Here is a 20,499-nt window from a genome sequence, read left to right on the forward strand (position 1 = left end):
TCCACACAATGACCGTCTACGACTCCACCCTGCCCTACCCGCGCGACCTGATCGGCTACGGCCGCAACCCGCCCCATGCCCGCTGGCCCGGCGGCGCGCGCGTCGCCGTGCAGTTCGTGCTGAACTACGAGGAAGGCGGCGAGAACGCCACGCTGCACGGCGACGCGGGCTCCGAGCAGTTCCTCTCCGAGATGTTCAACCCGGCGAGCTTTCCCGACCGGCACATCAGCATGGAAGGCATCTACGAGTACGGCTCGCGCGTGGGCGTGTGGCGCATCCTGCGCGAGTTCGAGAAGCGCGGCCTGCCGCTGACCGTGTTCGGCGTGGGCATGGCGCTGCAGCGCCACCCCGAGCTGACCGCCGCCTTCAAGGAACTGGGCCACGAGATCGCCTGCCACGGCTGGCGCTGGATCCACTACCAGAACATCGACGAGGCCACCGAGCGCGAGCACATGCGCCTGGGCATGGAAGCCATCGAGAAGCTCACCGGCGAGCGCGCCGTGGGCTGGTACACCGGCCGCGACAGCCCCCGCACCCGCCGCCTCGTGGCCGACTACGGCGGCTTCGAGTACGACAGCGACTACTACGGCGACGACCTGCCCTTCTGGATGAAGGTGCAGAAGACCGACGGCACCGTGGTGCCGCAGCTCATCGTGCCCTACACGCTCGACTGCAACGACATGCGCTTCGCGCTGCCGCAGGGCTACTCGCACGCCGACCCGTTCTTCCAGTACATGAAGGACAGCTTCGACGCGCTCTACGCCGAAGGCGACCCGGACGGCGACGACAGCCCCAAGATGATGAGCATCGGCATGCACTGCCGCCTGCTCGGACGGCCGGGACGCATCACCGCGCTGCAGCGTTTCCTCGACCACATCGCCAGCCACGACAAGGTGTGGGTCTGCCGCCGCGTCGACATCGCGCGCCACTGGAAGCAGGCGCATCCCTTTGAAGCCGGAGCCGCATCATGAGCCTCACCATCGCCCAACTCAACGCCGCGGCGCCGGCCGAGGCCGTCGCACTGCTCGACGGCATCTACGAGCATTCGCCCTGGATCGCGGAACGTGCGCTCGCTGCGCGCCCCTTCCGCTCGCTGCCGCACCTCAAGCACGCGCTGGTGCAGGCGCTGGCCGCCTCGTCGGCCGAAGAGCAGGTCGGCCTGATCCGCGCCCACCCCGAGCTCGCCGGCAAGGCCATGGTCAGCAAGACGCTCACGGCCGAATCGACCAACGAGCAGAGCAAGGCCGGCCTGACCGACTGCACGCCCGAGGAGTTCGCGAAGATCCAGCAGCTCAACGCGGACTACAACGCGAAGTTCGGCTTCCCCTTCATCCTCGCCGTGCGCGGCCCGCGCGGCACCGGGCTGGCCAAGCGCGAGATCATCGAGACCTTCGCGCGCCGGCTGCACAACCACCCCGACTTCGAGCTCGGCGAGGCGCTGCGCAACATCCACCGCATCGCCGAGATCCGCCTGGACGACAAGTTCGCCGCCGACATCACGCTCGGCAACGACGTGTGGGACTGGCACGAGCAGCTCTCGGTGCACACCGACCCCGGCTATGCCGAGAAGGGCCAGCTCACCGTCACCTACCTGACCGACGCGCACCGCGCCTGTGCCGCGCAGATCGCGGGCTGGATGCGCGACGTGGGCTTCGATTCGGTGCACATCGACGCGGTCGGCAACGTGGTCGGCCGCTATGAAGGCGCCACGCCCGACGCCAGGACCCTGCTGACCGGCTCCCACTACGACACCGTGCGCAACGGCGGCAAGTACGACGGCCGCCTCGGCATCTTCGTGCCGATGGCCTGCGTGCGCGAACTCAAGCGCCAGAACAAGCGCCTGCCCTTCGCCTTCGAGGTGGTGGGCTTCGCCGAGGAGGAAGGCCAGCGCTACAAGGCGACCTTCCTGGGCTCGGGCGCGCTCATCGGCCACTTCGACCCGCGCTGGCTCGACCAGAAGGACGCCGACGGCATCACCATGCGCGAGGCCATGCAGCATGCGGGCCTGAAGCTGGAAGACATCCCGAAGATCCAGCGCGATCCGGCACGCTACCTCGGCTTCGTCGAGGTGCACATCGAGCAGGGGCCGGTGCTCAGCGAGCTCGACCTGCCACTGGGCATCGTCACCTCCATCAACGGCAGCGTGCGCTACGTGGGCGAGGTGATCGGCATGGCCAGCCACGCCGGCACCACGCCGATGGACCGCCGCCGCGACGCGGCGGCGGCCGTGGCCGAGCTGATCCTCTACACCGAGCAGCGCGCGGCCAAGGACGGCGACTCGGTCGGCACGGTCGGCATGCTCGAAGTGCCTAGCGGCTCGATCAACGTGGTACCGGGACGCTGCAAGTTCAGCCTCGACCTGCGCGCGCCCAACGACGCGCAGCGCGACGCGCTGGCCAGCGACGTGGTCGCGGCGCTGAAGGACATCTGCAAGCGCCGCGGCGTGCGCTACGAGCTCGAGGAAACGATGCGCGCATCCGCCGCCCCGAGCGATCCTGCCTGGCAGCAGCGCTGGGAGAAGGCCGTCGACGCGCTGGGCATCCCGCTCTTCCGCATGCCCAGCGGCGCAGGCCACGACGCCATGAAGCTGCACGAGGTGATGCCGCAGGCGATGCTGTTCGTGCGCGGCATCAACTCGGGCATCAGCCACAACCCGCTCGAATCGAGCACCAACGACGACATCCAGCTCGCCGTGCAGGCCTTCCAGCTCCTGCTGGAAAACCTCGCCGCTGAATGAGCTCACCCCCTCGAGGGAGTAACACCGGTGGCCCGGCAAGGCCGGTTCCACGGTGTTTCGCGAAAAGAATTCTCGGCAAGCGACCAGCGATCCGAAACTGAATCAGCTATTTGAAGAGGCTCTCTATGACCGATTACGCCAAGCTCGATGCCTGGATCGACGCCCACTTCGACGAGGAAGTGAAGTTCCTTCAGCAACTGGTGCAGGTGCCCACAGACACGCCGCCGGGCAACAACGCGCCCCATGCCGAGCGCACCGCCGAGCTGCTGAACGACTTCGGCCTCACGGCCGAGAAGCACGCGGTGCCCGCGCAGGAAGTGAAGGACTACGGGCTCGAGTCGATCACCAACCTGATCGTGCGCCGCAAGTACGGCGACGGCGGAAGAACCGTCGCCCTCAATGCCCACGGCGACGTGGTGCCCCCCGGCGAGGGCTGGACGCACGACCCGTATGGCGGCGAGATCGTCGACGGCAGCCTCTACGGCCGTGCCGCGGCGGTGAGCAAGAGCGACTTCGCCAGCTTCACCTTCGCGCTGCGCGCGCTCGAAGCGGTGGCCAAGCCGGCCAAGGGCAGCATCGAGCTTCACTTCACCTACGACGAGGAGTTCGGCGGCATCCTGGGCCCGGGCTGGCTGCTACAGAAGGGCCTGACCAAGCCTGACCTGATGATCGCGGCGGGCTTCAGCTACGAAGTGGTCACCGCGCACAACGGCTGCCTGCAGATGGAAGTGACGGTGCACGGCAAGATGGCGCACGCCGCCGTGCCGGCCACGGGCATCGACGCGCTGCAGGGCGCGACGAAGATCCTGAATGCGCTGTATGCGCAGAACACGCTCTACAAGCAGGTCACCTCGAAGGTCGAGGGCATCACGCACCCGTACCTCAACGTCGGCCGCATCGAGGGCGGCACCAATACCAACGTGGTTCCGGGCAAGGTGGTGTTCAAGCTCGACCGCCGCATGATCCCCGAGGAGAACCCGGTGGAAGTGGAAGCCACCATCCGCAAGGTGATCGCGGACGCGGCCGCCGAGAGCGAAGGCATCACGGTCGAGATCAAGCGCCTGCTGCTGGCCAACTCGATGAAGCCGCTGGCGGGCAACAAGCCGCTGGTCGACGCGATCCAGAAGCACGGCGGAGAGCTTTTCGGCGAGCCGATCAAGGCCATGGGCACGCCGCTGTACACCGACGTGCGCCTGTACGTGGAAGCCGGCATTCCCGGCGTGATCTATGGTGCCGGCCCGCGCACCGTGCTCGAATCGCACGCCAAGCGCAGCGACGAGCGCGTGGTGCTCGAAGACCTGCGCCGCGCCACCAAGGTGATCGCGCGCACGCTCAGCGACCTGCTGGCCTGACCCACTGAAGAGGCGGGCCGTTCAGCCTGCCGGAACGGGCGCGGGTGCCGCTGCGGACGGAGGCGCCGAGCGGGCGGCGGCCCACGCCATCACCTCGGCAAGCGGCGCAGGCCGCGCGAGGTGATAGCCCTGCACCAGCCCGCAGCCCAGGCTGCGCAGGACGTCGAGTTCGGCCTGGGTTTCCACGCCCTCGGCGACCACCTGCACGCCCAGCGAGTGGCCGAGCTGCACGATGGCATCCACCAGCACCTCGTTGCTCGGCGAGGACGACAGGTCGAGGATGAAGCTGCGGTCGATCTTCACCTGCCGCACATATTCGCTGCGCAGCGACGCCAGCGAAGAGAAACCCACGCCGAAGTCGTCGACCACGATCGCGATGCCCGCGGCCGAGAGCGCGCTCAGCCGGCCGCGCGTGGCGTGGGTGTCGAGCGCGACCTCTTCAGTGATCTCGAGCTGCAGCCGCCGCGGCGCGATGCTGCGCAGCTTCAGCATGCCCAGCACGATGTCGTCGACCGCAAGCTGCGCCATCTCGCGCGGCGAGACGTTGATCGCCACCGGCACGCCCGCCAGGCTCGAGCCCTCGGCTTCCAGCTGCCGCATGCCGCGGCAGACTTCATCGACCAGGTGCCGCAGCAGGGGCTCGGCCACACCGGTGCTCGCGGCCGCGGAGATCACCTCCTCCGGCGAGATGTAGCCATGGCGCGGATGCTTCCAGCGCATCAGGGCCTCGAGGCTGTGCACCTCGCTGCCGTCGCTGCTCATGATCGGCTGGTACCACACGCCGATGTCGCGCGAGCCGATGGCCTGCAGCAGGTCGCGCTCCACGTCGCGGCGCGTGGCCAGGCGCTGGTTGAGCGCGCCGTCGAAGACCTGGTAGCGGTTGCGCCCGGTGCGCTTGGCCTCGTGGAGGGCTTCGTCGGCGAAGCTGATCATGTCGGCCACCTCGGCCTCACTCGAGACCGAGATGCCGATGCTCACGCCCAGGTGGCCGCCGTAGTGCGCCGTGGCGAACGAGATGGAACGGATCAGCGCCTGTGCGATCTCGGGCGGTGCCTGCCGCTCCTCGCGCAGGCAGTAGAGCAGCGCGAACTCGTCGCCGCCCCAGCGGCCGAGCACGGCCTGCATCTCGGCGGTCTCCCGCTGCAGCCAGTGGGCCACGTCCTGCAGCACGCGGTCGCCGACCTTGTGGCCGAAGGCGTCGTTCACAGCCTTGAAGCCGTCGAGGTCCAGCAGCAGCAGCGCGTGCCGGCGGCCGTCGGGGGCCGCGAGGTGCAGCGTTGCCGCGTCGGTGAAGCCCTCGCGGTTGAGCAGGCCGGTCAGCGAGTCGTGCGAGGCGCGGAAGGCCAGCTGCTGGGTCGCGTCCAGCGACTGCGTGTGCGCCTTGCGCAATTGCACCGCCATGGCCGTGGCTTCGTTGCGGATGCGGCTGCTTTCGCGGAAGTTCCTGTCGCTGTGCAGCGCGCCGCGCACGAGCGCCGCCAGGTACAGCAGCACCATTGCCGCCAGGCTCAGGTTGTCGAAGCCGCCCGCATAGGCCAGGCAGCCGGCCACCGAGAGCAGCGCCGGCACGATGAAGGCGACGGGCACGAATGCATAGGCGATGCCGTAGGTGACGGCCCCTGCGCAGATGCCGCACACCACCGTCAGGTAGAACACGGTCTGCGGCGACGAATAGCCGTCGCACAGCAGCGGAATGAGCGCCCACACGCAGCCCGACAAGGCGGCCATGGCGGTCGTGACCCGCAGGTGCCACTCGACCGGCCGGGCCTGCGGCGACGTCGCGACGCCGCTTTCGGGCGCCACGCCCGGCCACGGCGCGAAGGGCCAGCGGCAGATATAGCTGCGCACCCCGTTCACCATGAGCGACAGCAGCAGCCAGCACAGGCCTTCGAAGGCACGGCCGGCGTTGAGGGCGACCAGCGCCACGACGCAGCTGAGCACGATGTTGATGGGGATGGCCGCAAGCACGCTGCGGCGCACCGCCACCAACTGGTCGGTGCGCACCATGCGGGAGAGCACCTGATCGTCGACGGACGCGGTGATCGGTGAAGAAGGTGCGCTGGGAATCATGAAAGGGCACAGTTTATAGAGCGAAGGCCCTCTTCGCGCCTGGATGGTGCGTGGTGACAACGAACTTTCGTTCGAGTTTCATCAGAGCGTCATCGCCTCTGCCCAGACTCGCGGCTTTTTGCGAGGCGCGCACCCAGGTGCGCGTCGCCCTTTTCAGCCCGCCATGTCCAAGCTTCCGACCACCCCGCCTCCCTTCACGCCCGCGCTTCCGTTGCGCCGCACCCTGTTCTCCACGCTCGCCGTCGGCACCCTGATGCTCACCGGCTGCGGCGGCAGCGGCGGCGGAGGCTCCGGCATCCCCGCATTCTTCCCCACGGCGACCGGCACCCCCGCGGCGGTCGCCCCGGCTCCGGCGCCGGCACCCGCCCCCGCTGCGGCTCCGCCGGCGGCGCCCGCCCCGGCCGGCCGCTGGACCGTCGGTGACCTGCACGTCCACACGATGCAGTCGGACGACACCCAGCAGGTCACCACGCTCGACCAGGTGCTGTCCAAGGCCTTCGACAAGTTCGGCCTCGACTGGGCCGCGATCTCGGACCACCTGCGCCTGTCCTCCTACGACAACGACGGCAACAAGCTGGCCGCCTCGATCCCCTTCTCGGAAGGCATGGCCAAGTACCAGGTGCCGCGCATCAAGGCGCTGCAGGCCAGCGGCAAGTACGCCGACAAGACCATCTTCGCGGCCTTCGAATGGGACATGCCCTCGCACGACCACGGCAACGTCGGCATCCTGACCGACAACCCGATGTCCGACGCCGCCCTCAAGGCGGCGAGCCAGTTCGAATACCTCTTCACCAACCGCGACGCGGCGCTCTTCCCGGCCGCCGACGTGGCGGCCTGGGGCCCGAAAGCGGGCACCGGCTACAACACGCACGCCGAGACCCTGGCCGCGATCGCCTGGCTCAAGAAGAACTACCCCGACACCAGCTACCTGCAGATCAACCACCCCTCGCGCAACCCCGGCAAGTACACCATCGCCCAGCTGCGCGAGATGAACGACCTGGCGCCGAACATCGTGTTCTCGCTCGAAGGCATGGTCGGCAACCAGATGGAGCCCGACCGCGGCGGCTACAACAGCGCCTATACCGACGCCAACCTGCCATCGCGCACCTACGGGGGCGTGGACTACCTGGTCGCCAGGCTCGGCGGCACCTGGGACGCGCTGCTCTCCGAAGGCCGCCACATCTGGAACGTGGCCGACTCCGACTACCACTTCACCATCTCGAAGGGCCAGTACAGCAGCGGCTATGCCCCGGGCGAATATGCGAAGAACCACCTGTTCGGCGACATCAAGGACCCGAAGTCGCTGCTCGCGGCCATGCGCTCGGGCAAGCTCTTCGCGGTGAACGGCGGCCTGATCGATGCGCTCGACTTCAAGGTCCGGAGTGCCAAGGCCGCCGGCGAGATGGGCTCGGAAGTGGCGGCAAAGGCCGGAGAAGACCTGACGATCACCATCCGCTTCAAGAGCCCGGAGCGCAACAACTTCGAATACCAGCTCGGCAGCGGCATCTTCGCCAACGTGAAGCCGGTGGTCGACCACATCGACCTGATCGCGGGCGACGTGACCGGCCCCGAGCAGCCCGGCACGGCGGGCTATTCGCGCGATACCAACCCGTCGACGCGCGTGCTCAAGCGCTTCACGCGCAGCGACTGGAAGCTCGACGCCGACGGCTACTTCGCGGTGAGCTACACGGTGAAGGCCGGCAACAACCAGTACTTCCGCCTGCGCGGCACCAACCTGGGCACCGACGTGCCCAACGAGACCGCCGGCGGCGAGCCGCTGCCCGACGCGCAGACCACGGGCACCGACAACGTGGCCCGCTTCAACGCGATCAATGCGCGCAACTACAGCGACCTGTGGTTCTACTCGAACCCGGTGTTCGTGAAAGTCGCTGCACAGTAGAGCGGCGGACGAACGCCGTGCGGCCCGCGGTTCAATCGCCGGGCATGCGCGGCGGGTTGAGCTCGACGCGCCGGGCGGCCTTGGTGCGCATGCGGATGTTGAGCATCTCCACGATCAGCGAGAACGCCATCGCGAAGTACACATAGCCCTTGGGCACGTGATGGTCGAAGCCCTCGGCCACGAGCACCACGCCCACGACCACCAGGAAGGACAGCGCCAGCATCTTGATGGTCGGATGGGCCGACACGAAGCGGCCGATGGGGCCGGCGAACAGCATCATCAGCAGCACCGAGGCGATCACCGCCGCGATCATCACGCGCACGTCGTCCACCATGCCGACAGCGGTGATGATGGAGTCGAGCGAGAACACCAGGTCGATGATCATGATCTGCAGGATCACCGAAGCGAAGGTCGCCTTGACGGCGCTCTGCTTGTGCTCCTGCTCGCCTTCGAGCGACTGGTGGACCTCGCTCGTGCTCTTCCAGATCAGGAACAGCCCGCCCAGGATGAGGATCAGGTCGCGCCCCGAGATCTCCTGGTTGAAGACGGTGAAGAGCGGCGCCACCAGCCCCACGATCCAGGCGAGCACCAGCAGCAGCCCGATGCGCATGAACATGGCCATGAAAAGGCCGATGCGCCGCGCGAACTCCCGCTGGGCGAGAGGCAATTTGTCGACCAGGATCGAGATGAAGATGATGTTGTCGATCCCCAGGACCAGCTCCAGCGCGGTCAGGGTGGCGAAGGCGATCCAGACCTGAGGGTCGGTAAGAAGTTCGAGCATGGAACGGCGCGGTTGCAGCACGTGCGGCCGGCGGCCGCTGCGGGCGAGCGCATCTTACGGGTCCCCGCGCGCCGGGCGCCAGCGTCCCCTCGCCTCATGGGCCATTACGCGCCAGAGGGCCGCAACGCCGGCCGATACCGCGAGCGTCCCGTCGCTGCCGCATTCCGTAAAGAAGTCCTTGAAGGCATCGCCGGTCATCCTGGGCCACGCCAGGCGCCCAACGATTGCATACAAAAATGAGGTTCTCCATCTCATTTGAATGGCTAGTGGCCGCAGAGCGAATCAGCGAGCATGCATGCCCGGAGGCACCTGACGGCGCATCCCTCTTCCGGCATAGCCTTTAGCAGCAACGATGTGGATCGGTGCGGAAACTCAAACCATCGTTGTCGGCCCCTGATGCCGTTTTTCCCTGCGATTCGAACCTGCACGATGAACCGGTCGGCCGTCAGCCCCGAACGCGGCCGTTCGTTCCGGCCCGCGCCATGCGCGGGCGAAGGAGCCTTGTCCCTGCCAGGTACCCCTGCCACCGCAGGTTGTGCAGGCGCTGACGCATGAGCGCACGGTTCGATGGCGCGCGAAGCGTTCGCGCCGCATGCCTCGGCCTGCTGCTCTGCAGCGCATTGGGGCTGGCCCAAGCGCAGAACACCATCAAGGCCGTGTCGGGCTACGTTCAGCATGGAGCCACGGTCGTTCAGATCGAGCTGGCGCAACCGCTCGACGAGCTGCCCGGCGGATTCGCCATACAGAACCCCGCGCGCATCGCGCTCGACTTTCCCGGCGTCGCCAGCGAGGTGGGCCGCGCGGCCGTCGAAGTGAACCAGGCCAACCTGCGTTCGATCAACGTCGTGCAGGCGGGAGAGCGCAGCCGGGTCGTGCTGAATCTTTGGCAACCCGCTTCGTACAAGACCGAGATCCAAGGCAGTACGCTCAGGGTCAAGCTGCAGTCCGCCGGCGCTGCAGCCTCACCGACGCAGGCTCGCCCGCCTGCCAGCGCCAGGGCAGTGCCTGCCGGCAGCGAACCCGTCACGCTGAATTTCTTCAACGCAGACATCGAGGCGGTGGCGCGGACCATGGCGGTGGTCACCGGCCGCGACGTGGCGGTCGACCCGCGGGTGAAGGGCACGATGAACCTCGTCACCGAGCGAGCGATCCCTCCGGCCGCGGCCTTCGACCAGTTCGCCCTCGCGCTGCGACTGCGCGGCTTCGCCCTGGTGGAAGCCGAGGGGCTCTACAAGGTGGTGCCCGAGGCCAGCGCCAAGCTGCAGAGCGGCACCGTCAATACCTCGATCGGCGCCATCCCGGCGAACGCCGGCAACCAGGTCGTCACGCAGATCTTCAGGCTCAACTACGAGTCGCCGAACAACCTGCTGCCGGTGCTGCGCCCGCTGATCGCGCCGAACAACAGCATCAACGTGAACCCGGGCACCAACTCGATCGTGATCACCGACTACGCAGACAACATGCGTCGCCTCGCGCGCGTCATCGCGTCGCTGGATGTTCCGAACGCGTCCGACGTCGAGATCATCCAGCTGCGATACGCGCTCGCCACCGACATCGTGCCGATGCTGCAGCGGCTGATCGACGGCGGCAGTTCGGGTGCATCGGCCTTGTCGGCCGCATCAGGCATGTCGAGCATGTCGGAGTCGCCGAATGCGGCACCCATCTCGAACGCGCCGGACACGTCGTTCCGCACCACCTTGATGGCCGACCCGCGCAGCAACTCCGTGCTCATGCGGGCGGCCAACCCGGCGCGCATGCAGCTCGTGCGCGCGCTGGTCGACAAGCTCGACCGCCCGCCGGCGGACACCGGAAACGGCGCCGCCGGCAACATCTACGTGGTCTACCTGAAGAACGCGGACGCGGTGCGGCTCGCGGTCACGCTGCGTGCCGCGATGGCGGCGGGCCAGCAGAACGCGGCCCAGGCTGCAGGTGGCGGCGCGGCTGCGCAGGGGCAACAGCCAGCCTCGCAGGCGGGCCCGAACGGGGGAGGCCAGGGCGGCACTTCGAGCGCGGCCGACGCGCCCCTGAACAACGCGAACCAGCCCTCCACCGGGGGCCAGATCCAGGCCGATCCGTCGACCAACTCGCTGATCATCACCGCGCCGGAGCCGCAATACCGGCAGATGCGAGCGGTGATCGACAGGCTCGACGGCCGGCGGGCCCAGGTGATGATCGAGGCGCTGATCGTCGAGGTGAACGCCAGCAAGGCCTCGAGCTTCGGCGTGCAGTGGCAGAATGCACTGGGCGGCAACGCCGTCATCGGCACCAATTCGAGCCTCAACAGAAACAACATCCTCGCGCTCACCCAGGCGCTGGCCACGCGCGATGCCGCCGGCGTGGCGAGCCAGATCGCGCCGGGCCTGAACATCGGCGTGGGCAGCAGGATCGGCGGACTGTACGTGCTGGGCGCCATCGCCAACTTCTTCAGCAGCGACGGCGACGCCAACATCCTGTCCACACCCAACCTGCTGACGCTGGACAACGAGGAGGCCCGCATCGTGATCGGCCAGAACGTGCCCTTCGTCACGGGCCAGTACGCGAGCGCCGCCGGTTCGGTCGGCGTCAATCCCTTCACCACCGTGGAGCGCAAGGACGTGGGCCTCACGCTGCGCGTGCGCCCGACCATCAACGAGAACGGCACGGTGAAGCTCACCATCTTCCAGGAGGCATCGACAGTCGACCAGAACACGGTCAACAACCAGAACGGTCCGACCACCAACAAGCGCTCGATCGAGTCGAACGTGCTGGTGGAAGACGGCGGCCTGGTCATGCTCGGCGGCCTGCTCTCCGACACCTACAACAACACCATCGAGAAGGTGCCGCTGGCAGGAGACGTGCCGGTGGTGGGCAACCTCTTCAAGAACGAGAACCGCACGCGCGCCAAGAGCAACCTGATGATGTTCCTGCGCCCCGCCGTGATGCGCGATGCGGAGTCCATCGAGTCCTTCTCCTACGGCCGCTACGACGAGATCCGCAGCATGCAGAAGCGCACGCAGCCGGACACCGGCAACATCATGCTGCGTGCGGTGGATGCCGCGCCGCTGCTGCCCGATGCGCCGCTGGCGCGCGCACCGAGCCGAGGCGGCAGCACGCGCATGGAGGGCACCGAACTCATCCCGCCACCGCGACCCGCCATCGATGATCGCAACCTGGCACCGCCGAGCCCGTTGCGCGGCGCGCTGCCGCCGACGGCGGACCCGGTCAGTGCGCGCGAACTGCCCTAGCACGAACCAGGTTCGCTGGCCGCCAGCGCTTCGATCCGTCAGGTGGCGATCGGGCCCTTCACGACCGCGTCCGCTGCTCGAGCACATAGCCCTTGCCTCGCACCGTATGCAGCAGCTTCACTTCGAACGGTGAATCGAGCTTGTTGCGCAGGCGCAGTATGGCGACGTTGATCGCGTTGGTGGCGGGATCGAACTCCGTGCCCCAGACTTCGCGGGCGAGCGTATCGCGCGACAGCACTTGACCCTGATTGCGAAGCAGCACCAGCAGCAGCACGAACTCCATCCTGGTCAGGCCGAGGTCCTTGCCGTCGCGGCAGCAGGTCGCATCGCATTCGTTGATCTCCAGATCGCCCAGCCACAGTATCGGCTGTGGGCGCGCAGCGCAGTTGCGTGCCAACGCCCTGATGCGCGACAGCAGCTGGGGCATCGTGAAAGGCTTGACCAGGTAGTCGCTCGCTCCGAGCTCCAGGCCCGCGAGGCGCACGGCAACGCTGTCGCGCTCGGTCAGAACGAGCAGGGGCGCGTTCGTCTTGCGCCGGATCGATCGCACAGCGCTCAGGCCAGCGATGCCGGGCTGCATGGAATTCAACAGAACCAGCGAGTAGTCCCGCGCGAGCGCAGGCGTCGCTGCCGCGTTGGCACCGCGCGATACGTCGATGAGCAAACCCTTCTGCTGCAACGCCTGATTCATCGAATCGCAAAAGCTGGCACGGTGATCGACGAGCAGTATCCGGGTGGCATCGATATCTTCGACGCCCTCCTTAACTCGTCCTTTTTCGGTGTCGACGATTTCACTGCTCGATGCGTGGTCGAGAGAAAGTTTTGAATCCAGAAGCCGCACGGTTTCTCCTTCCAACGCGCCAGAGTGGAGCTACCGTGTTCTTATATGTTTGCTGTAGATCATTGATCTAATTCATTACTTAGGAAGACGATCGGTCTTTTCGTCTTCCTGCACCTGAGTCGTTCATCCCTTCATTCACGGACGATATTCGGCCTGAGTGCAGCCTGACATGGGTCGACTCGACGAACGAAATATCGTTACCGCATGAAATTCATCCTGGCGCTGTCATCGACTGTTTTCGAGGGCCCGTTAGGTCGTTCCCTGTGCCATTCGTGCACGTCCTCGGGAATATCGAATGAGAAAAGCACCTTCTTCTCTCCCCGCACTTCAGATTGCAGGAGTTCTGGTGGTGAGCCTGACTGCAGGCTGTGTCGTTCAACCGCCGGCTCCGGTGGTCCGCACCGTCGTGCAGCCCGCGCACGTCGCTGTCGCCGCACCGCCTGTCGTGAGCGTGTACGTCGATCCGCCGCTGTATCAGCCTCCTCCGATCGCGGTGGCATGGGCTCCGCCGCCGATGCTCGTGGAAGTGCCGCCGCCCCCGCCTTTCGCGGGCGCGGTGTGGACCGGCGGCTACTGGACGTGGCAGGGCAACTGGGTGTGGGCCGCAGGCCGCTGGTCCGCACCCCCGCAACCCGGCTATGGATGGGTGCAGCCTTACTACGAGCACCGCGACAACGTGGTGGTCTTCGTCGCAGGCCATTGGTCGCCGCCGGGCGTCGCGTTCGTGCCGCCGCCGCTGGGGCTGAGCCTTGCAGTGTCGGTGGCGGCGGCCGGCGTGGTGGCAGGGCTCGCTCCGATCGGGCCGCCTGGCGTGTTCGTTCCCGCGCCTCCCGGTTCGCGGCTCGGCCTGATCGTGCCTGCCCCGATCGGTACGCCGCCGGCGGTGGTCGTCAGCGCGCCGCCGGTCAACAACGTCGGCATGCGCGTGCAGAACACCACGATCAACAGCGTGACGAACCACACGACGGTCAACAACATCACCAACGTCACGAACATCAACAACAACAGCCAGGCAGTGAAGGTGGTGGCGCCCGCCAGCGCGACCGCGAGCGGCAGGCCGTTCGAAGCCGCGATTCCGGCAAGTGCCCACCTTGCCGCTGCGCTCCCGCCCGTCGTGCGCGCGATGGCGCCGGTTCCGGCGAGCGCGAAGCCGGTCGCCGCGCTGCCGGCCGACCGTCAACCGCCGCCCGCGGCACGGTCGGCGGAGGCGCTCCGCCCTGCGGTTCCCGGGACTCCTGCCGCACAACAGGCTGCTGCGGCTCGCCCACCTTCGCAACCGCAGCCGGCCTCTGCGCCTCAGTCGCGCCCTGAACCACAGGGCCGCGCCGAGGCGCAGGCGCAGGCGCATGGCGAGCCTCTTTCGCACCCTGCACCGCAGTCGCGTCCAGAGCCGCTCATGTCCGAGGCCCCTGCCAGGAGGCCCGAGCCTGCAGTGGCCTCACCGACGCCGGCGCAGGCCCGCGCCGAGCTGCCTCAACGACCGAAGCCGCCCGCCGACGATGCGCGAATGGCGCATGAAGGGCGCCCGCCAGTTGCAGTGCACGAGGGAGGCGAGCAGAGGCCCCAGCGGCCACCGAGGCCGGTGTCGGCACCTGCTCCCGCACCGAGACCGCACCCGCCCGGGCCTTCGCATGGGCATCCCGAGCATCCTCCGGCTCCCCACGAACAGGCCGCCGCCCCGCACAAGAAGGAGCACCGCCAGTAAGGCCGGTCAAGCTTTCCCACTGCACGCCGCCGCATCGTGCAGCACTGGCCGCGTAGCGGTGCACCTCCCGGGTGCGCCGCTACGCGGTCTCGCCCCATCCCGAGGCATCCGCCTCCCCGCCCCCTTATTCCCTCGGTCCGCGCTTGCCCACGGCCAGCAGCGCAGGGACGGACACGCCCGTGAGCCCGCGCCGCGCCCGACGCCAACGCGAAGACCTCAGGGATTACACCGATATATGAGTTCTCGAATGACCTTGATTGCGTTCGTTTTTTGTATACAAATAACGCACCCGATAATCCGGCGCGAAATTTGCGTCAAAACAGGTTCTGATCCACCCACCCGCAAGAGGTAAGACCATGAGCACAGTCGTCAGCCAGGCCCCCACGGGGGCGAGCGAAGCCGGCATTGCGCCGCACGCAGAATCGAATGCCGTCATCAAGCCCGGATACCACCCGCGCCTGACCAATGAAGACCTCGCCCCGCTGAAGAAGCAGACCTGGGGGCAGTACAACATCTTCGCCTTCTGGATGTCCGACGTGCACAGCGTGGGCGGCTACATCACCGCGGGCAGCCTCTTCGCGCTGGGCCTTTCGAGCTGGCAGGTGCTGGTGTCGCTGCTGGTGGGCATCGTGATCGTGCAGATCTTCTGCAACCTCGTGGCCAAGCCCAGCCAGGTGACGGGCGTGCCCTACCCCGTGGTGTGCCGTGCACCCTTCGGCGTGCTGGGCGCGAACATTCCGGCCATCATCCGCGGACTGATCGCGGTGGCCTGGTACGGCGTGCAGACCTACCTCGCCTCTGCCGCCTTCATGGTGCTGGCGCTGCACATGGCGCCCGGCCTGGCGCCTTACGCCGAGGTCACCAAGTACGGCTTCGCCGGCCTGTCCGCCCTGGGCTGGGTCGCGTTCATGGTCATGTGGGTGCTGCAGGCCTTCGTGTTCTGGCACGGCATGGATGCGATCCGCAAGTTCATCGACTGGGCCGGCCCTGCCGTGTACGTCGTCATGGCCATCCTGTGCGGCTGGCTGGTGTGGAAGGCCGGCTGGAGCAACATCGACCTGAACCTGGGCGGCATCAAGTTCCAGGGCTGGGACGCGCTGCCCGTGATGCTCTCGGCCATCGCGCTGGTGGTGAGCTACTTCAGCGGGCCGATGCTCAACTTCGGCGACTTCTCGCGCTACGGCAAGAGCTTCGAGGCGGTGAAGAAGGGCAACTTCTGGGGCCTGCCGGTGAACTTCGTGTTCTTCTCGCTGCTGACGGTCATCACCACCGCCGCCACGCTGCCGGTGTTCGGCGAGCTCATCACAGACCCGGTGCACACCGTGGGCAAGATCGACAGCACCACCGCCGTCGTGCTGGGCGCGCTGACCTTCATGATCGCCACCATCGGCATCAACATCGTCGCGAACTTCGTCTCGCCCGCGTTCGACTTCTCCAACGTGGCGCCGCAGCACATCAGCTGGCGCACGGGCGGCATGATCGCCGCGGTGGGTTCGGTGTTCCTCACGCCATGGAACCTCTACAACAGCCCCGAAGTCATCCACTACACGCTCGACGTGCTCGGCTCGTTCATCGGCCCGCTGTTCGGCATCCTCATTGCCGACTACTACATCGTGCGCAAGCAGCGCATCGACGTTGACGCGCTCTACAGCATGAGCCCGAAGGGCGAATACTGGTACAGCGGCGGCTACAACCCGAAGGCGATCCAGGCGCTGGTGCCGGCGGCCATCGTGCCCATTCTTTGCGTGATGGTGCCGACGCTGCGCGGCGCCGCCAACTATGCATGGTTCATCGGCATGGCGCTGGGCTTCATCATCTATGCCGTGCTGAACCGCAGCAACAAGACCTGAACCACCGGTTAGTCAGATAGACAGAAAGAAAGGGACCGCGCCGTGCGCATCAAGATCATCAATCCGAACACCACCTGGAGCATGACCGAGAAGATCGGTGCCTGCGCCCGCGCGGTGGCGCAGGGCGGCACCGAGATCGTCGCGGTGAGCCCGGCCATGGGGCCGGTGTCCATCGAGAGCCACTACGACGAGGCGCTCGCCGTTCCGGGCCTGCTGCAGGAGATCGCGTCGGGCGAGCGCGACGGCATCGACGGCTACGTGATCGCCTGCTTCGGCGATCCGGGCCTGAAGGCCGCACGCGAACTGGCGCGCGGCCCGGTGGTGGGCATCGCCGAGGCCGCGATGCACCTGGCCAGCATGATCGGCAGCCGCTTCAGCGTGGTGACCACGCTGGGCCGCACCATCGGGCAGGCCTGGCACCTGGCCGAGATCTACGGCATGGAGCGCTTCTGCGCCAACGTGCGCGCCTGCGAGCTGCCGGTGCTGGAACTGGAGGAGCCCGGCTCGCGCGCCCGGGAGCGCATCGTCGAGGAGTGCCGCCGCGCGCTCGAAGAAGACGGCAGCGACTGCATCGTGCTCGGCTGCGCCGGCATGACCGACCTGTGCGAGCACATCGAGGGCGTACTGGGCGTACCGGTGATCGACGGCGTGGCCGCGGGCACCAAGCTCATCGAGTCGCTGGTGACGCTGAAGCTGCGCACCAGCAAGCGCGGCGAACTCGCAAAGCCCCTGCCAAAGCCCATCATTGGCGCACTCGAAGGCTTCACCCTCGCGCGGTAGGCCACAATCCGCGCATGCCCCGCGCCAGTTCCACCAGATCTCCTGCCCCTGCTGCCACCGCCGCCGTTCCGGAAGAGAACGGCGCGGCACCGGCCGACAAGAACAGCTCCATCGAGAGCATCGCCAACGACATCGCCACCGCGATCGTCGAGAAGCGCCTGCCGCCGGGCACCTGGCTGCGCGAGGAGGCGCTGGGACGCGTGTATTCGGTGAGCCGCACCAAGGTGCGAGCGGCGCTGCTGATGCTGTCGAAGGACAAGCTCATCGAGATGATTCCCGACAAGGGCGCGTTCGTGAGCCAGCCTTCCGTCGAGGAAGCCCGCGAGGTGTTCGCGGTGCGCCGCATCCTCGAGAGCGAGGTGGTGCGCCTCTTCATCGCCAGTGCACGGGCGCGCGACTACCAGGCGCTCGAGCAGCACATCAAGTTCGAACGCACCGCGCTGCGCCAGAGCACCACCATGGGCACGGTGCGCGAGAAGCTGCTGGGCGATTTCCACGTGACCCTGGCCGAGGCCACGGGCAACCGCACGCTGGCCGAACTGGTACGCGAACTGGTGGCACGCAGCTCGCTGATCGCGATGCTCTACCACTCCTCGAACGACCCGCACTGCTCGTCGGACGAGCACGCGGAGTTCCTGCGCCTGTGCCGCAAGGGCGACGTCGAAGCCGCGGTGAAGAGCATGACCGAGCACCTGGAGCGCATCGAGGCCAGCCTCGAACTCGGCACCGAAAAACCCGACCGGCAGCTCGACCTGGTCAAGGCGCTGCTGGCCTGACATGCGCAGGAACCTCGGCCTCGCGCTGCGTCAGATGCGGCTGCTGCGCGGCATCAAGCAGGCTCACTTCGCTCAGCTGATGGGCGTGAGCCAGGCGACCGTGTCGCGCTGGGAGCGCGGACAGCTTGCGCTATCGCCGGCGCAGCAGGCCGTGGCACACCGGCTGCTTGCGGCAGCGTGCGATTCGGCGCAGGACGCCGCGCTGAAGCGGCTGGTCGAGTCGTCCACGCGCAAGGTGCACCTGATCTGCGACCGAACACACCGGCTGCTGGCCGCATCGCCCTCGCGCCAGTCCGAATGGCGCGCCGACGCCAGCGAATTCATGGGCCGCTCGCTGATCGGCTACGCCTCGCAGGAGATTCTCGAAGCCGAGGCCACGCTCGACGCTCTGGGCTGGCACGCGGGCGAGCTGTCGTCGCTGGAGATCGCCACCGGGCCGAACACCGACCGCGTCGTGCCGATCCTTCCCGGACGTGTGCTGTGGGAGCGCATCGCGCTGTCCGACGGGCGCGCGGGGCGTATCGTCACCACCGTCGCCTGACCCTGGCGGTGGCAGGGCGGCCCGTGCACCTGTCATATAAATACGGCATTCTGTAGCCCAAAAAGGCTACTTGCTTGTTTTCTTCCGCGCGAGAGCCGCCGACGAACAACCTCCACAGCATGCCCCGGCCCTCCCCGCCCAGCGCCCCGTCGCATCCTGCGATCGCTCCGTTCTTCCAGCCGATCGTGGACCTGCGCCAGGGAACGATCTTCGGTCACGAGGCCCTGATCCGCAGCGGCGCCGGCATCGCCCTTCCCGGCCCCGAGGCGATGCTCGCACAGGCGGCCGCCGAATCCCGGCTGACGGGCTTCGAGCTGCACTGCGTGGAGGCGGTGTTCGCCCACTGGGGTCGGCTCGACAAGCCGGGCCGGCTCTTCGTGAACATGAGCGCCGACACCCTGATCGAAGCCATGGACGCCTCCGGCGGCGCCTGCCGGTTCGAACGCATGACGGCGGACCACGGCATCGCGGCGCGCGACGTGACAGTGGAACTCACCGAGCAATCTGCCGCTGCCGATGCAGCAGCGCTGCAGGATGCGGTCAAGGCGCTGCATGCGCTGGGTGCGCGCGTCGCGCTCGACGACTTCGGCCAGGGCCACTCCAACCTGCAGCGCTGGAAGGACCTGCAGCCCGACTTCGTGAAGCTCGACAAGCTGCTGACCCAGGGCATCTGCGACTCCCCGCAGAGCGTGGCGATGGTGCGTGCCATCGTCGCCCTGGGCACCGCGATGGGCAGCGAACTCATCGCCGAAGGCGTGGAAAACACCAAGGACCTGCGCGTGCTGCGAGACCTCGGCATCGCCCACGGCCAGGGCTTCCTGTTCGGCCCGCCGGCGCCGCGGCTGCTGCCGGCGCTGCCCGAGCCCGTATCGGCCGCCATCACCGACAGCCGCATCGCGGTGATGCCGCACGCATCGCAAACCTCGCAGCCCAATGTGTTGCGCAGCCTGTCGATCATCCAGGCGCCCGCACTCCACCCGCTGACGCCGGTCGACGAGGTCGCGACCGTCTTCCAGAAGCACCCACAGCTGCATGCGCTGGCCGTGGTCGAGGGCGCGACGCCGGTCGCGCTGATCAACCGGCAGTCGTTCATGAACGACTATGCGCGGCTGTATTTCCGCGAGGTGCATGGCCGGCGTCCCTGCCTGGCCTATGGCAGCAGCACGCCCTTGATCGTGGAGCGCGAGGAGAACGTCGAGAGCCTGCTCGGCATCCTGATGTCGGAGGACCAGCGCTACCTGAACGAAGGCTTCATCGTGACGGAGAAGAAGCGCTATGCGGGCCTGGGCACCGGCGACCAGCTCGTGCGCGCGGTCACCGAGGCGCGCATCGAGGCGGCGCGGCACGCCAATCCGCTGACATCGCTGCCGGGCAACATCCCCATCAACATCCACATCGAACGGCTGCTCGACAGGGGTGCCGAGTTCGCGGCCTGCTACGCCGACCTGAACAGCTTCAAGGTATTCAACGACCACTACGGCTACTGGCGCGGCGACGAGATGATCCTGCTGCTCGCGCGGCTCGCGGCGCTGCATGCGGATGCCCATCGCGACTTCGTCGGCCACATCGGCGGCGACGACTTCCTGATGCTGTTCCAGAGCCCCGACTGGCACCAGCGCTGCGTGCGGCTGATCGAGGCCTTCAACCAGCAGGCACCCGGCCTCTACGACGAGGCCGACCGGCAGGCCGGCGGCATCGAGGGCGAAGACCGGCACGGCGTGGTCCGCTTCACGCCTTTCGCCACGCTGGCCATCGGCGCAGTACGCATCCCGCCGGGCATGTTCAGGCATGCCGAGGACGTGGCGGGCGAGGCCTCCATCGCGAAGCACGACGCCAAGCAGGCGGCCTCCGGGCTCACGGTGCGCGAGGCCAGGCCGCGAGGCTGAGAATCGCGCATAACTTATGCGTGGACGGTCCAGGCGACCGGCGATAGTCTCGCGGC

General features: G+C 67.5%; 14 protein-coding genes. 11 read left to right on the forward strand and 3 right to left on the reverse strand.

The features are described 5' to 3' along the window. Positions 1-8: 8 nt before the first annotated feature. The 3 genes from puuE to ACTJLF_RS09915 all read left to right on the forward strand — a co-directional run bounded on the left by puuE (position 9) and on the right by ACTJLF_RS09915 (position 4,089). On the forward strand, positions 9-971 hold the full coding sequence (puuE, locus tag ACTJLF_RS09905) for an allantoinase PuuE (RefSeq protein ID WP_019655079.1): 963 nt from the start codon (positions 9-11) through the stop codon (positions 969-971). Beyond that, positions 968-2,737, forward strand: a complete 1,770-nt coding sequence (gene uraD / locus ACTJLF_RS09910; RefSeq protein ID WP_440882980.1) for a 2-oxo-4-hydroxy-4-carboxy-5-ureidoimidazoline decarboxylase — start codon at positions 968-970, stop codon at positions 2,735-2,737. The genes puuE and uraD overlap by 4 nt, the downstream gene beginning before the upstream one ends. 125 nt (positions 2,738-2,862) lie before the next feature. Continuing rightward, complete coding sequence (locus ACTJLF_RS09915) at positions 2,863-4,089, forward strand: M20 family metallopeptidase (protein WP_126185319.1); 1,227 nt, start codon at positions 2,863-2,865, stop codon at positions 4,087-4,089. Positions 4,090-4,110: 21 nt separating this feature from the next. Here the strand turns inward: ACTJLF_RS09915 and ACTJLF_RS09920 are convergent, their stop codons facing one another. Next, on the reverse strand, positions 4,111-6,159 hold the full coding sequence (locus ACTJLF_RS09920) for a putative bifunctional diguanylate cyclase/phosphodiesterase (RefSeq protein WP_126185320.1): 2,049 nt from the start codon (positions 6,157-6,159) through the stop codon (positions 4,111-4,113). Positions 6,160-6,322: 163 nt separating this feature from the next. Between ACTJLF_RS09920 and ACTJLF_RS09925 the strand changes: the two genes are divergently transcribed. Beyond that, positions 6,323-8,059 (forward strand): S-layer protein, encoded by a 1,737-nt coding sequence (locus ACTJLF_RS09925; RefSeq protein ID WP_440882981.1) that lies wholly within the window; start codon positions 6,323-6,325, stop codon positions 8,057-8,059. A gap of 31 nt (positions 8,060-8,090) precedes the next feature. On the opposite strand, the gene ACTJLF_RS09930 is transcribed toward ACTJLF_RS09925, so the two are convergent. After that, entirely contained in the window at positions 8,091-8,840 is a 750-nt protein-coding gene (locus tag ACTJLF_RS09930; protein WP_019655075.1) for a TerC family protein, read from the reverse strand. 551 nt (positions 8,841-9,391) lie between these two features. Here ACTJLF_RS09930 and gspD point away from each other — a divergent pair. Beyond that, positions 9,392-12,064: a type II secretion system secretin GspD gene (gene gspD / locus ACTJLF_RS09935; protein ID WP_440882982.1), complete on the forward strand. Its 2,673-nt coding sequence runs from the start codon at positions 9,392-9,394 to the stop codon at positions 12,062-12,064. Positions 12,065-12,122: 58 nt separating this feature from the next. Here the strand turns inward: gspD and ACTJLF_RS09940 are convergent, their stop codons facing one another. Further along, the gene (locus ACTJLF_RS09940) at positions 12,123-12,905 is read right to left on the reverse strand and encodes a winged helix-turn-helix domain-containing protein (protein WP_440882983.1); all 783 of its coding nucleotides are present in this window, start codon (positions 12,903-12,905) and stop codon (positions 12,123-12,125) included. Positions 12,906-13,254: 349 nt separating this feature from the next. Here ACTJLF_RS09940 and ACTJLF_RS09945 point away from each other — a divergent pair, with 349 nt between their 5' ends. From ACTJLF_RS09945 to ACTJLF_RS09970, 6 genes are all read left to right on the forward strand, one after another. Continuing rightward, positions 13,255-14,610: a hypothetical protein gene (locus tag ACTJLF_RS09945; RefSeq protein ID WP_440882984.1), complete on the forward strand. Its 1,356-nt coding sequence runs from the start codon at positions 13,255-13,257 to the stop codon at positions 14,608-14,610. A 356-nt stretch (positions 14,611-14,966) separates the two neighbouring features. Further along, a complete protein-coding gene (locus ACTJLF_RS09950; RefSeq protein WP_019655069.1) occupies positions 14,967-16,460 on the forward strand; it encodes an NCS1 family nucleobase:cation symporter-1 in 1,494 nt (497 codons plus the stop codon). Positions 16,461-16,502: 42 nt separating this feature from the next. Next, positions 16,503-17,240, forward strand: coding sequence for an aspartate/glutamate racemase family protein (locus tag ACTJLF_RS09955; protein ID WP_440882985.1), 738 nt, complete (start codon positions 16,503-16,505; stop codon positions 17,238-17,240). Between the two features lie 14 nt (positions 17,241-17,254). Next, complete coding sequence (locus ACTJLF_RS09960; protein WP_019655067.1) at positions 17,255-18,016, forward strand: GntR family transcriptional regulator; 762 nt, start codon at positions 17,255-17,257, stop codon at positions 18,014-18,016. Between the two features lies 1 nt (position 18,017). After that, complete coding sequence (locus ACTJLF_RS09965; RefSeq protein ID WP_132752724.1) at positions 18,018-18,557, forward strand: helix-turn-helix domain-containing protein; 540 nt, start codon at positions 18,018-18,020, stop codon at positions 18,555-18,557. A gap of 119 nt (positions 18,558-18,676) precedes the next feature. Continuing rightward, complete coding sequence (locus ACTJLF_RS09970) at positions 18,677-20,443, forward strand: phosphodiesterase (RefSeq protein WP_132752725.1); 1,767 nt, start codon at positions 18,677-18,679, stop codon at positions 20,441-20,443. Positions 20,444-20,499: the final 56 nt, after the last annotated feature.

The organism is Variovorax sp. 22077 (assembly GCF_052044195.1).
GTDB classification, from domain to species: Bacteria; Pseudomonadota; Gammaproteobacteria; order Burkholderiales; family Burkholderiaceae_C; genus Variovorax; species Variovorax atrisoli.